This window comes from Streptosporangium canum, assembly GCF_900113865.1.
GTDB lineage: Bacteria > Actinomycetota > Actinomycetes > Streptosporangiales > Streptosporangiaceae > Streptosporangium > Streptosporangium canum.
In genome coordinates this window covers 351,252-363,527 of record NZ_FOQY01000002.1, presented here as the reverse complement: position 1 = coordinate 363,527, position 12,276 = coordinate 351,252, and the positions used below count along the sequence as shown (strand labels likewise).

The 12,276-nt window shown below is 69.4% G+C and carries 16 protein-coding genes; 6 read left to right on the top strand and 10 right to left on the bottom strand.

Annotated features, from left to right (window positions below; genetic code table 11):
• Positions 1-166: 166 nt before the first annotated feature.
• Positions 167-1,129: a radical SAM protein gene (locus tag BM085_RS03925; RefSeq protein WP_093885630.1), complete on the bottom strand. Its 963-nt coding sequence runs from the start codon at positions 1,127-1,129 to the stop codon at positions 167-169.
• A 140-nt stretch (positions 1,130-1,269) separates the two neighbouring features.
• Between BM085_RS03925 and BM085_RS03920 the strand changes: the two genes are divergently transcribed.
• The 5 genes from BM085_RS03920 (at position 1,270) to BM085_RS03900 (ending at position 4,241) form a co-directional block, all read left to right on the top strand.
• A complete protein-coding gene (locus BM085_RS03920) occupies positions 1,270-1,941 on the top strand; it encodes a hypothetical protein (protein WP_245789111.1) in 672 nt (223 codons plus the stop codon).
• Between the two features lie 224 nt (positions 1,942-2,165).
• The gene (locus tag BM085_RS03915) at positions 2,166-2,726 is read left to right on the top strand and encodes a GNAT family N-acetyltransferase (protein WP_093885629.1); all 561 of its coding nucleotides are present in this window, start codon (positions 2,166-2,168) and stop codon (positions 2,724-2,726) included.
• A gap of 95 nt (positions 2,727-2,821) precedes the next feature.
• On the top strand, positions 2,822-3,292 hold the full coding sequence (locus BM085_RS03910) for a DUF952 domain-containing protein (RefSeq protein WP_245789110.1): 471 nt from the start codon (positions 2,822-2,824) through the stop codon (positions 3,290-3,292).
• A 185-nt stretch (positions 3,293-3,477) separates the two neighbouring features.
• Positions 3,478-3,753, top strand: coding sequence for a hypothetical protein (locus BM085_RS03905; RefSeq protein ID WP_093885627.1), 276 nt, complete (start codon positions 3,478-3,480; stop codon positions 3,751-3,753).
• 77 nt (positions 3,754-3,830) lie between these two features.
• Positions 3,831-4,241: an SRPBCC family protein gene (locus BM085_RS03900; protein WP_093885626.1), complete on the top strand. Its 411-nt coding sequence runs from the start codon at positions 3,831-3,833 to the stop codon at positions 4,239-4,241.
• 28 nt (positions 4,242-4,269) lie between these two features.
• Here the strand turns inward: BM085_RS03900 and BM085_RS03895 are convergent, their stop codons facing one another.
• The 3 genes from BM085_RS03895 to BM085_RS03885 form a co-directional block, all read right to left on the bottom strand.
• A complete protein-coding gene (locus tag BM085_RS03895) occupies positions 4,270-5,280 on the bottom strand; it encodes a tyrosine-type recombinase/integrase (protein WP_093885625.1) in 1,011 nt (336 codons plus the stop codon).
• Positions 5,281-5,412: 132 nt separating this feature from the next.
• A complete protein-coding gene (locus BM085_RS03890; protein ID WP_093885624.1) occupies positions 5,413-5,640 on the bottom strand; it encodes a hypothetical protein in 228 nt (75 codons plus the stop codon).
• 90 nt (positions 5,641-5,730) lie between these two features.
• A complete protein-coding gene (locus BM085_RS03885) occupies positions 5,731-6,282 on the bottom strand; it encodes a hypothetical protein (protein ID WP_093885623.1) in 552 nt (183 codons plus the stop codon).
• 1,260 nt (positions 6,283-7,542) lie between these two features.
• Between BM085_RS03885 and BM085_RS03880 the strand changes: the two genes are divergently transcribed.
• Positions 7,543-8,205 carry a hypothetical protein gene (locus tag BM085_RS03880; protein ID WP_245789109.1) on the top strand — a complete coding sequence of 221 codons (663 nt, stop codon included), beginning with the start codon at positions 7,543-7,545 and terminating at the stop codon, positions 8,203-8,205.
• A 108-nt stretch (positions 8,206-8,313) separates the two neighbouring features.
• Here BM085_RS03880 and BM085_RS03875 read toward each other — a convergent pair whose 3' ends face one another.
• The 6 genes from BM085_RS03875 to BM085_RS03855 all read right to left on the bottom strand — a co-directional run bounded on the left by BM085_RS03875 (position 8,314) and on the right by BM085_RS03855 (position 12,248).
• Entirely contained in the window at positions 8,314-8,826 is a 513-nt protein-coding gene (locus BM085_RS03875) for a hypothetical protein (RefSeq protein ID WP_245789108.1), read from the bottom strand.
• 115 nt (positions 8,827-8,941) lie between these two features.
• Positions 8,942-9,568 (bottom strand): methylated-DNA--[protein]-cysteine S-methyltransferase, encoded by a 627-nt coding sequence (locus tag BM085_RS03870; protein WP_218158590.1) that lies wholly within the window; start codon positions 9,566-9,568, stop codon positions 8,942-8,944.
• Positions 9,565-10,065: an RNA polymerase sigma factor gene (locus tag BM085_RS03865; RefSeq protein ID WP_093885621.1), complete on the bottom strand. Its 501-nt coding sequence runs from the start codon at positions 10,063-10,065 to the stop codon at positions 9,565-9,567. Before BM085_RS03865 ends, BM085_RS03870 begins: the two co-directional genes overlap by 4 nt.
• A gap of 171 nt (positions 10,066-10,236) precedes the next feature.
• On the bottom strand, positions 10,237-10,485 hold the full coding sequence (locus BM085_RS45150) for a hypothetical protein (RefSeq protein WP_218158589.1): 249 nt from the start codon (positions 10,483-10,485) through the stop codon (positions 10,237-10,239).
• The gene (locus tag BM085_RS47315; protein ID WP_425443256.1) at positions 10,383-10,706 is read right to left on the bottom strand and encodes a zinc finger domain-containing protein; all 324 of its coding nucleotides are present in this window, start codon (positions 10,704-10,706) and stop codon (positions 10,383-10,385) included. The genes BM085_RS45150 and BM085_RS47315 overlap by 103 nt, the downstream gene beginning before the upstream one ends.
• A gap of 189 nt (positions 10,707-10,895) precedes the next feature.
• Complete coding sequence (locus tag BM085_RS03855) at positions 10,896-12,248, bottom strand: MFS transporter (protein ID WP_342742848.1); 1,353 nt, start codon at positions 12,246-12,248, stop codon at positions 10,896-10,898.
• Positions 12,249-12,276: the final 28 nt, after the last annotated feature.

Genomic DNA, 12,276 nt, shown 5'->3' with positions numbered 1-12,276 from the left:
CCGCTCCCCACGACGAAGAGCGAGGCGGCAGAACAGACCGCACGGACCGGCCGCCCCGCATGCCGCCCCACCCCAGCCGCCGCCTCGCTCTTCGGAGCCCGCAAAACCCTCAGACCAGATGGCTCCAGCACAGCGACACCACCACCACCGGCACCACCCCAAGCTCTCAGATGAGGGTGAGCTGCCGGTGGGAGGGCAGAGCCAGCGGCAGCGGCTGCTCGGGCCGGGTCGGGCTCATCCCATAGCGGGCGGCCAACTGCAGAACCTGACCGGTGACCCCCCGCACATAGGCCGGATCAGCCTCCGGCCCCCCGCCGTACAACTCCCCGTAGCGGGCGGCCAGCCCAGGATGGTGATCACCCAGCCAGGACAGATACCACTCCCGCGCGCCAGGCGGCAGGCGCAGCACATGCGGGGTCAGACTGACGGCTCCGGCACCGGCGGCCCGCCGCACAGTGGCGGCGAGCTGGTCGGGAGAGTCGGTCAGCAGCGGCAGAACCGGCGCCATCGCCACCCCGCACGGCACACCGCGCTCGTTGAGCTCGGCCACCAACTCCAGGCGCTTTTGCGCACTCGGCGCACCGGGCTCCACAGTGCGGCGGATCTGGTCGTCGACGAAGGCGATCGAGACCACCGCACCCGCACCCGGGCAGGCGGCCAGCAGAGCGGCGTCACGCAGAATCAACGTGCTCTTGGTGTGCACGGTGAACGGCGCCCCAGCCTCACGCAAGGCGGCCACCACCCCGGGCATCAGCCGGTAGATGTCCTCGGCCCCCTGGTAGCAGTCGCCGGCCGCACCCACACTGATCGGCTCGCCGTCCCATTTGGCCGCCAGATCGGCGCGCAGACGCCGCGCGATGTTGGTGCGCACCACGATCTGGGAGTCGAAACCGGCGCCGGCGTCCAACCCCAGATAACGGTGAGCACGCCGGACCGCGCAGTAGCGGCAAGCCTGGGCACACCCCCGGTAGGGACTGACCGCCCACCCGTCGGCGGTGCGCTCCAACGCGCTACGGGCCTGCACCTCATAGCAGGTCAGCGCTCCGTGAACCCGGGTCACCGAGCTGCGCTCGATCCGCGGCCGGGGCCCGGGCGGCCCGGCGAGCAGGGCAGGCGCATCCCATCGCATGCCGATCAGTGGAACACGTTTTCGACACCGCCCGCAAGTGGAACCACACCCGGGACCACACGGCAGAGCCCTGAACAGGCAAAAGCACTTTCACCCCACCATTGCCGACTAATACCCGCCCCGCGGTGAATCATGAAGTGATGAGCGCGTCAACGGGTAACGGCCGCAGACCCCCCGCCCCGCAGAGCGGCCCGGCGGCCGACACCCCCGGCGCCACGCCGAGCGGCACCGAACGGATGCTCACCGGCCTGCTGACCCAAAGCCACCTGATGGCCCTGGAACAGATACCGGCATGGGCCGGCCGCTACGCCGGACACGCGGGCCTTCAAGAAGTACTGATCTACCTGGCCGACCTGCAACAGAACGTGCTGCGCCTGCTGACCGGACCCGGCGCCCCCGGCACGCCCGACCACCCGCAGCAACTGCGCATCGACACGACACTGGCCGGCCGCGCCTTCCAGGAAGTACGGATCCTGGCCAAACAGGACGCCGGCGAAGACGCGCAGTGGTGGTGGGTGCCACTGCTGGACGGCACCGAGCGATTGGGCGTACTGCGCGTCCGCGCCCCGGGCGCCGGCGAACGCACCGGCGACGCCATGCGGCACCTGGCCTCGCTGCTGGCGTTGCTGATGGTCAGCAAGCGCCCCTACAGCGACACCAAGGACAGGAGTTCGGACTGGCGCGATTTGCGGACTTCATCATCCGCCGTGCCGCCGACGGCCTGCCGGTACCCGAGACACTGCGCCGCCTGGTGCACAGCGTGCCGGACTACAACGACGGCCACCTACAGAACGACGCCACCGTGCTGCTGACCGAATGGCACGGCCCAGCCGACCGCCAGATGCAGATGTAGAAACCGGCCGCACCCAAGCCACCCCGGCCGATCACACACCTGCGCAGGCCGAAGCGACCACACCGGCAACGAAGGCCACCCCCCAAACACCCGACCCGACGCTCCCGCCACACCCCACCGCCACCGGCCCGCCACCGCGAAAACACATGGCCCACCACCCGCGGCCTCACCTAGTCTGACCCGATGCTGAAGCCTTCCTACCCGATCCGCACCGACCGGCTGATCCTGCGCCCCTTCACCCCCGACGACCTCGACGGACTGCACGCCATCCAGTCGCTGCCCGAAGTCGCCCGCTACCTGTACTGGGGACCCCGCGACCTGAAGGAGGTCCAGGAGGCACTGAACACCAAGATCACCCAGTCGGCGCTGCTGGAGGAAGGCCAGGCACTCACCCTGGCGGTGGAACTGGCCGCCACCGGCGAGCTGATCGGCGACGGACTGCTGTTCTGGCACAGCAGCCTGCACCGCAGCGGAGAGATCGGCTACGTCTTCCACCCCGGCCACCACGGCAAGGGATACGCCACCGAGGTGGCCCAAGCCCTGCTGGAACTGGGCTTCGACGGCCTGGACCTGCACCGGATCACCGGCCGCCTGGACGGCCGCAACACCGCCTCGGCCCGCCTGCTGGAACGGCTGGGAATGCGCCGCGAAGCCCACCTGGTGGAGAACGAGATGGTCAAGGGCGAATGGACCGACGAACTGGTCTACGCGATCCTGCAACGGGAATGGCGCGCCCGCCACTGACCGCCCCCACCCCGGCGGGCCGTACCGACCCGGCAGCGGTACGGCCCACACGGAGAAAAAGACCCCAAACACCGCACCGACCATAAAGTACAGTCATGGATCTCGCCCAGGCACAGGCCCTGCGCAACCCCGCCCCCGGCCGGCTCGACACCGCCGGCCACGCCCCCGTCCCCGCGCCCCGCCTGCGAAACCCACACCCCCTTCCACCCCCACACCACCGTCGACCGCGCCGTGGAGGCCCCGACCCGATGACCATCCTGCACCTGGCCCTGGCCACCGACTGGGAAGCCGCCCAAACCGCGGGGGAGTACCGCGTCTCCACCCTCGGCCGCACCCTCGAACAAGAGGGCTTCATCCACGCCTGCGCCGACCACACCCAGCTACAGGGCGTCATCCACCGCTTCTACCGCGACGTCGGCCAGGCCCTGGTGCTGCTGACCATCGACCCGGCCGGCCTGGACGTGCGCATGGAGACCCCCGCCGACTCAACCGAGACCTTCCCCCACATCTACCAGCCGCTCCCACTGCACGCCGTCGTCTCCGCCACCGCCTTCCCCCTCGGCTGAACCCCGCCCCACGACGCCCCCACACCCCCCGACCCGAACCGGGAACCGGCCGGCCGGACGACCAGGTCAGCGGGGGAGCGCAAGACCTCCCCGCGCGTAACCCCCGCCACCCGCGGTAAGCGACAACCCCACAGACGAAGACGACCCACCTGCCCACCACACCCCCGCGAGGGTACGCTCACCCCATGCCGAACCTGATCGTCACCCTCCTTTTGACGGCAGTCATCGCCATAGTGATCATCGCCCTCATCGTGCTCGCCGTACGGATGACGCAACGCCCCCGCAACGCCCTCGTCGGCGGCGGCATCGGCCCCGAACTCATCGAACAGATCCTCCAACTCAAAGCCTCCGACCAGTTCGACCAGGCCGTCTTCCTCGTACGCGGCGAGACCGGAATGAGCCACCGAGCCGCCGCACGCCTCGTCAGGAAGATCCACCCCACCCCACCACCACCCCCGTGACCTGCACTTTCATGAATGGACCACCCCCACAGGGGTAAGTGATCACCCAACGCGACCACAGCGAGGAGTGATCACCCATGAGCGAGCACGAACGTTCCCGCACCATGCCCGCACCACCGCAGACCGTCTTCGACCAGGCCAACGACCTCGACGCACCCCACCACTGGCTACCCCAGGACCTGCACATACGGCCCGAGGTCCTGCCCGCCGTCACCGTCCACGAAGACAGCACCGGCCGCGACGCCCACGCACTCCTGCAAACCGACCCCGAACACCTGCGCATCGAATGGGCAACCCGCGACGACAGCCGCTACGCAGGCCGGCTCCAGGTGACCGACAACGGCGACGCAACCAGCCAGGCCACCATCCACCTGTCCTTCCACGACGACGACCACACCCCCGCCGACGACGACATCGACCGCACCCTCGACGAGAGCCTGCGACACCTGGCCGACCAGATACGGCCGCGCACCGACACCAGCGACTGACCCCCTCAAACCACCACCGGCCGCCCCCTCAACCCGCCGGACCCCCCTGCGGCCCCAACCGCTCCAACACGCCATAGGCGGGATTGCCCTGCGCCGCCCGGCGCACCTCACGCGCCGTCGAAGCGACGTAAGCCTGCCCCGTGACGATGGAGGAATGCCCCAGCAACTCCATCAACTCATGCGCCGAAGCCCCCCGCTCGGCCAGCCGCGTGGCGAACTCGTGACGCAACGCATGCACCAGCGTGCCCCTCTGCACCCGATCGTGCACACCGGCATGGCGATAACACTGACGGACCAGATACTGCAGACCACCCCGCCGCAACGGCTCGTTGCCGGTGTCGACCAGCAACGCCGCCGAACGGGCAAGCGCACTCAACCCGAAACGGGCCAGACGACTGTCCAGATAACACTCCACCAGCCGCTCAAGCGGAGGCTCGATCGGAAGCGAACGGCTCCTGCCCCCCTTACCCAGCACCTGGATACGCCGATCACCGGGGGAACCGCCGATCGACCCCAACGTCAGGCCCAGCAACTCCGCCGAACGCATCCCGGTAACCAGCGCCAGCGCCAAAACCACCAGATCACGCTCCACCCACGGATCACGGGCCCTGCGCGCCCCGGCGGCGACACGCTCCAGCAACGTCACCGAAGCGCTCCCATCACCCAAAAGAGGCTTGGGGGCCTTGGCCGGCTGCTTGGGCCGGGGCACCGCCGCCATCGGATTGCCCTCCAGCAGCCCCTCGGCCACACAAAAAGACAAGAACTGGTTCCAGGCACTCCAGGCCCGGTTGACACTGGCCGCCGAACGAGGCCCGGAGAACTCGGCGAACGCCGTACGGACCAACCGGCCGCTCAGCAGCCGCACCTGCAGATCGGCCACCCCCACACCCGCCGCGACCGCGGCCGCCCCCGCCACCAGCTCCAGCTCACGCCGGTAGCCGGCGACGGTGTGCACCGACAGCTTCCTGGCACGCAACGCCGACAGAAACTCCGCGACAGCCTCAGGCAGACCCACCACCGGCCGACCACCGCCGCTCATGACGGCCCTCCCGCCGCAACGCAGAACAGCACGATCACATACAGCACGATCACATCATGCACACACCAGCATCACGCACCACAGGAACCCAACAACGGCAAACACGCCGCCACCCGCACCACAGCCCGCCGGTCAGGCGCTCTTACGGGCCCGCCACCGGCTCAAAATCTCCGCATCCCGCGCCGCCTCCAGCGCCTGCAGCCGCCACAGGTCGTCTTCGGCCCGAGCCAACGGCAGCCACTGCTCATAGTCACACTCACCCGGCCGGACATCACGGGTCCCGTCCACCTTCGTGCCGTCAGCCAACGTGACGGCCCACGGCACGCGGAGCACACCACCCGGCAGCATGATCACGTTCAACGCAACCCCCTCCCGCCGACACCGTTCACCCGCCGCCAGCATAGCCCCGCGACCGCCCCGCCAGCCATGACGCCCCTGCCGGCCACCCGCTCAACCGATCCCGTAGCGGCCCGACAACCAGTGGTAGACCCCCTCGGCCCGCGCCTCATCTCCCAGCAGCCGGATGAGGCGGGTGACACGTCTGGTCAGCACGCAGGCGAAACACTCGGCGAACAACTCCCCGGCATCCTCCCGATAGGGCGACGCCAGATGATCCGCGCACTGCCGGTGAAGACCGGCCCACAACTGCGCCCGCGAGGGGAACCCGTCCATATGGTCACAGGCATGGCCGAGCTCATGACCACAGACACTGACACTGGGGGAGGGGACGGTCCCCACGCCGATCCGCCGGGCCACCGGGTCGTACACCCCCGGGCTGCGATCCCACCCCCCGTCCTGCACCGGCAGCCGCACATCCCTGAGAGACTCAAAACCACGCAAATCCGGCACAGCTCCGGGGCCCAGACAAATACCACCGCTCAGATGAGCGGCCAACCGGACGGCGAGCCCACGCGGAACCGCCGCCAGCGTCATGACCCCCAGCAACAGACCGGCATCGGGAAAGACCCCCGGATCCCAGCCCCGCGTCAGCCGCTCCTCCAAAGGCCCCACATGCAACCAGCCCGGACGCCCCCTGCCATGGCCGGCCAAACTCAGCCTCCCGCGCGAACGAACCAGACCCCGCTCTACCGGGAAGGGGCCGACACCGTGATCACAGGCAACTATAACCACCACCGCCACCGGCCCACCGCGGCCCGCCCGAACCGCACATCCCAGCACGAACACAGCGGCGCCCAGGCCGAAAGACCCCGCTGACGCCGCAGGCCACCCCGCCCACACCTCACCGGGGCAGGGGAGGGGCACCCGCGCCGGCGGCCGGACGGCAGAAGAACCGGCGCGGCAGGAGACCGGTGCGGCAGGAGACCGGTGCGGCACGCCACCCCCGCGAAAACCCATCACAGAGCGGCCCGCCGGGCCGGGGGAGCGGCACATCGGGAAAGCGGCCCGCCGTACCACCACCGCCCACAGAAGGTGAGCGGCCCTTCACCCGAACCGAACGTCGACAACCGGCCGCGGGCGGCCGGCACACCCCCTCCACCCCCTCACCACACAGCGACAGCGCCGCCCCCCGCACGCGCACACCATGAGACGCCAAGAGACGGGGCTGTACGGCGAGACGGCGATCACACGGGAATTCCCGGCGCGAAGCGGGAGGATCACAAGCGCTGCATAAGTAAAATTATGCATCAAAAAGACAGGGGAGCCGGAGCCCGCCGCGCATCACGGCATCGGGCGCCATCGGGCGCCATCGACCCCGCAACACGCACCCCGGCTTCCACAGCCCGCGCCCGCCGGCGCCGACGCGAGACCCACGGCCACCCCGGGCCGCCGGACAACAGTTCGTCCCCGAAAACCCCCAAAAGCCCCCAAATCAAGATCGCCGGCCGCCGGGCGGCCCTCAGCCGCCGAATCCACCGTCAGATCCGCCGGTGCCCGCGCCACCCGGCGGCCCGAGATCGCACCGGCTCCGCCGGCTCCGGATCGTCCCGGGCGCCCTCGGTGCGCCGGCGACTCCGGAGTCCACGCGCCGAGCGCGCCGAACCGGAAGATCCCGCAACCGATCCGGCCCCAACCACCCCTATCGGGACAATGAAATCCTTAACCAGACAGAAGGTGAATTCTGTTTGGTATAAGAATTACCATCGCGACGCCTCCGACCCCATCGCATGAGACAACCTGGACGTTGCTGTTGCCATGTCGCTTCAACGTGAGCGAGACCTCCAGGAAGGTCGCCTTCGCCCCCTTCGATGATCATAAAAATTCGAGTGCGCCATGAGCTCGACCGGGTGTTACATGAATCAGATGATCGACGAACCGCTGCAACGACTCCGCGCCGCCGCCCGGCGTACCCGTGAACTGGCCCTCAGCCGGGCGGGCACCGGCCTGGGCCACCAGGACGCCGACGACGACGTCGGCACGATCGGCACGGACGCCGCCCTCGGGTTCGATCCGTTCCCTCTGCTCGAAGCCCTCCATCACAACGGCGTCCGGGCCGTGGTGATCGGGCAGGTCGCCGGCATCATGCATGGATCGGCCGAACTGACCGGCGATCTGGACCTGCTCTGGGACGGCGCCCCGGCTCATGCCCCGGCCCTGGCGGCCGCCTTCACCTCCGTCAACGCCCAACTTTTTGACGAAAAGGGCAACCCTGTAGCGACTCGCCCGGATTTCTTTCTCCGCCCCAAAGTGCAGTTCACCTCCCCCGGAGCCGGCGGCGACTGCTGCACCCCGGCGCTCCCCTGGGGCGATCTTCGGGTGCGGGGGTTCCTCGAGCGCGCGATCACCGCGGTCGACCGGGGCGGCCTGGAGGTTCACTACGTCTCCCGAAAAGACCTGATCCGGATGCGCCGCGCCCTAGGCCGCCCCAAGGACCTCCGGCGAGCGGACGAACTGGACTCGTCCGCCTCGGACCGCCGAGGCTCACCGCCCATCTCCGACTCTGCCGGAGTTCGTCAGTGGGATTGAAGACACCTTCTGAGCTTGATCTTCAACCTGTCTGTCCGGGCCGGGCAGCAAGGGTGGTCTGTCGCTTGATGGTCTTGCCGAGGTCGCAGCGGTGACCGCCGGTCGTCATCAGGGGCGCGATAGGCAACGCGTTCTTGCCTGGACTGCGAGATCGCGGGCCAGATGGGCGCGGCGCAGGCCACGCGAGCGCAGGTAGCGGAGATCCTCAGCGGTGTCGTACATGAGCTGGACATGGAAGTAATTCACCTGCTCCAGCACCGCGAACAGCCCGAACCCCAGGCCCGGCCAGCTTCCTGTCCCCGGATCGACCACCACCGCCCAGATGATGAACGGCAATCCAGCGGCCAGCACGGCGACGTTGCCCCTGCGGGCGACCATGAAGACACCGGCTCCGGGGAGGGACCTGTTTCGCGTGGCGATCTGGCGGAGCTTGGCTGCCCAATACCCGGCTCCCTCCAGCAGGAGAAGGGCGAACAACGCGAAGCCGACGCTGTTTGCCGCGGTCACCGGAAACCCCGCCTTGCCGAACCAGATCACCGCCTGCAGCGGGATGTTGAGCAACTCCAGCCACATCAGCGACCGTAACCGTCGCTGGGCCCAGACGCGGGAACGATGATCCACTTAACGAGTGTGGCAGCCAGTCCCCTGCTGGGGAAACCGGAGCCCACGTGGACGGCCGGAGCCGCAGTGCGTCAGGCCGGAGGTTGAAGATCGCTCCCCCGCCCAGGTGGGGTGTTCACGGGGTGGCCTCCAGGGTCAGCAGGGTCTTTTTGGCCTCGGCGCCTCCGACGTAGTGGCCGATGGTGCCGTCGCTGCGGATGACACGGTGGCAGGGTACGACTACCGGCAGCGGGTTGGTGGCGCAGGCGGTGCCGACGGCGCGTACCGCTCGGGGGCTGCCCGCGGCGGTGGCGACGGCGGCGTAGCTGGCGGTGGTGCCGTAGCCGATGTCGCGCAGGTGTGACAGGACCTCGCGGCGGAAGCCGTGGGCCAGGCGCAGGTCCAGGGGCAGGTCGAACAGGCTGCGCCGGCCGGTGAAGTACTCCCCCAGCTGGCGGGCGGCGTCGTCCAGGCGGGCCGGGGCGCGCAGCAGGCGGGAGCTGACGGTCTCGGCGAGTCGGTCCAGGACCTTGTCGTGGTCCTCGCTGGCGTAGGCCACGCGTACCAGGCCGTGCTCGGTCGCGGCCAGCAGTAGTGGCCCGACGGGGGTGTCGAGGGTGCGGTAGGCGACGTCGAGGATCCCGGCCTGTTCGGCGGCCGCGGCCAGGCGGGCGTGCAGGCGGGTCTGGGTCGCCTGGTCGGCCTCGGGCAGCCTGCCGAGCAGGTCGTCGCCGTCGACCGGGTTGGGAGGTGTGGTCGTCATCGGTCCTCTCCTTTGGGGTAGGTCTTGCGCAGTGTGGCGATGCCGTCGGCGGCGGCTCTTCTGGCGGCCTGCGGGCTGCCGCCCAGGATCTGGGCGACTTCGGCGTACGGCAGGCCGGCCAGGTAGTGGTAGGCGATGGTCTGGCGTTGTTTGACGGGCAGTGCGTGCAGTGCGTTCCACAGCTGTGATTGCCCGTCGCCGGGCAGGCCGTCGCCGGGCAGGCCGTCGGTGGCTGGGCGTTCGGGCAGGTTGTCGGTGGGGATCGCCCGCCGGGTCTCGGCGCGTAGCTGGTCGACGGCTTTGCGGTGGGCGATGGTGACCAGCCATGCTTCGACGTTGCTGTCCGCTCGCAGGGCCGGGTAGGCCTGCATCGCGGAAAGGAACGTCTCCGACCAGGCGTCTTCGGCGGCGGTGGTGGGGCCGAGGACGGCGCGGCACACGCGCAGCACCGTCGGCCCGTGCTCAGCCACGATCTTTTCGAAGGGATGCTGTCTCACATCGGGTAAACGTTGCGGGCGGGTCGGATGTGAGGTGGTGGTGTCAAAAGAGTTGTCCTTGTCGCGGGGCGGCGGGGTGTTCGGTGAGCTGTTCGGTGCTTCCCTGCCCCGGGGGCCCGGTAGTCCTGTCGAAGAATCCAACAGATATAGCTGTGACCTGCGGTGATACTGTCAGGTTTCTGTTGTGAGCTCGGCGAACTCTGCGCGGGCCTGGGCGACCGCGTCGGGGTAGGACTGCGCCTTGTCGTGCTCGGCCAGGGCGCGGTAGATGCTGGCCAGGCTCGGATTACGGCCCTTGCGTTTCCCGGTGGGGATGATCAGGTCGCCCACGGTGAGGATGACGCGGCAGTGCGGGGCGTGTGCCTTGATGTCGGCGCATCCGCGGTGAGTGGGGCCGGCGGCTGGGTGCCGGGTCGCCACGGCTGCCCCGGTCCGCGGTCGGCCGGGGTTTGCACCCGCAGTAGCTTGGCCAGCCGGCCGACCTTGGTGAAGCGACCGGTGTGGTAGGTCCCGGCGATGGCGCCGGAACGGGATCGGCACGGCGAGCCCGCCGCCACGCCGCAGCGCGGGCACGGGTGGCGCTCGACGTCGTCGGCGGCGTGGTCGGCAGAGGGCGCGGAGAATGCGGGGAGGTCGGCCACGCCTCGCGTGGTGTCACAAACATTTCTCACAAGAGGCGGCTCCCGCTCTTTGAGTGAGAACGAGTTGTGAGAAAGGAATCGGTGATCCAGACGGGCACCGGACACCCGATTGATCTTCCTCCGGGAATGGGGCGTTTGTGAGAGCAGGAAGAGTTGCCGGCCAGCACACACAGCTACAAGATCTGCCTCTTATCGCCCGCGAGGTAGTGCGAAGGCAAGGGCCGCGACGCCGGCCAGGGCTGCCGCCGTGATCGCGAACGCCTGGCCGTACCCGGCGGCCAGGGCGTGCGCCGAGTCGTCTTGCCGGACGGTCAGCGCGATCAGGATGGCCAGGCCGAGTGCGCCGCCGATCTGTTTGGAGGTGTTCATCAGCCCGGAGGCGGCGCCCGCGTCATGGGCGGGGACACCGGAGGTGACGGTGGTGGTGAGAGGGGTGTTGAACAGGCCGCCACCGACCGACAGCAGGATGCCGGGCCCGAGCACGCCGGTCAGGTAGGTGCTGTCGGCCGTGATGCGGCTCTGCCAGGCGAATCCCGCGGCGGCGATGAGCGCGCCGCCGACGATCAGCGTGCGGGCGCTGAGGCGGTTCATCAGCCACGGGGTCAGGCACAGGCCGACGGTAAGCATCACCACGGTGTGCGGCAGGAAGCCCAGACCGGTCTGGAGTGCGCCGAAGTGCAGGACTTGTTGCATGTAGAGAGTCAGGAAGTACCACAGGGGGATTTGGAAGGCGGCGCCGGTCAGCATTATCGCCGCGTTGCCCAGCCAGATCGCGCGGGTGCGAAACAGCCGCGGCGAGATCAGCGGTATCGGGGCCACTCGCGCCTCGACGACGACGAACGCCGCCAGCGCGGCAAGCCCCGCCGCCAGCGCGGCGACGGTGAGCGCATCGCCCCAGCCGCGGGTCTGCGTCGTGGTGACCCCGTAGGTCAGCGTGAGCAGAGCGAATGTCACCAGCACCGCGCCCCCGACATCCAGGCGAGCGGTCCTGGTGGTGGCCCGCCCGCTGGTCAGGAAGACGGCGGCCAGGCTCACGGCCACTGCGCCGATCGGCACGTTGATCAGCAAAGTGGAGCGCCAGGTCAGATATTGGGTCAGGGCGCCGCTGAGGAGATTACCGGCCGCGCCGCCCGCCAGACCGACCGCCGTCCAGATCGCCAGGGCCCGGGTGCGGCGCGTTCCTTCGGGGAAGGTGACGGTGAGGATCGTCAGCGTGGCCGGGGCCAGCACGGCCGCGCCCAGCCCCTGCAGTGCGCGGGCGGCGACCAGCAGTCCGGCCGTGTTCGCCAGGCCCCCGGCCAGGCTGGCCGCCGTGAACAGGGTGAGCCCGGCGAGGAAGACGCGCTTGTGCCCGTACAAGTCCGCCAGCCGCCCGCCCAGCAGCAGGAACCCGCCGAACATCAGGGCGTAGGCGCCTGCTACCCATTGCAGGTCCGCTGCCGCGAACCCCAGGCTCCGCTGGATCGACGGCAGCGCGACATTCACCACTGACACGTCCAGCACCACCATGAACTGCGCCGCGCAGGCCAGGGCCAGCACCACTCGCGCCGCCCCTGCGCCGCCTTGGGGC

Coding starts and splice junctions, on each gene's coding strand:
- BM085_RS03925 (WP_093885630.1), bottom strand. CDS start 1,129: ATGCGATGGGATGCGCCTGCCCTGCTCGCCGGGCCGCCCGGGCCCCGG.
- BM085_RS03905 (WP_093885627.1), top strand. CDS start 3,478: ATGCCGAACCTGATCGTCACCCTCCTTTTGACGGCAGTCATCGCCATA.
- BM085_RS03895 (WP_093885625.1), bottom strand. CDS start 5,280: ATGAGCGGCGGTGGTCGGCCGGTGGTGGGTCTGCCTGAGGCTGTCGCG.
- BM085_RS03870 (WP_218158590.1), bottom strand. CDS start 9,568: ATGACGACCACACCTCCCAACCCGGTCGACGGCGACGACCTGCTCGGC.
- BM085_RS03880 (WP_245789109.1), top strand. CDS start 7,543: ATGATCGACGAACCGCTGCAACGACTCCGCGCCGCCGCCCGGCGTACC.
- BM085_RS03915 (WP_093885629.1), top strand. CDS start 2,166: ATGCTGAAGCCTTCCTACCCGATCCGCACCGACCGGCTGATCCTGCGC.
- BM085_RS03900 (WP_093885626.1), top strand. CDS start 3,831: ATGAGCGAGCACGAACGTTCCCGCACCATGCCCGCACCACCGCAGACC.
- BM085_RS03910 (WP_245789110.1), top strand. CDS start 2,822: ATGGATCTCGCCCAGGCACAGGCCCTGCGCAACCCCGCCCCCGGCCGG.
- BM085_RS03920 (WP_245789111.1), top strand. CDS start 1,270: ATGAGCGCGTCAACGGGTAACGGCCGCAGACCCCCCGCCCCGCAGAGC.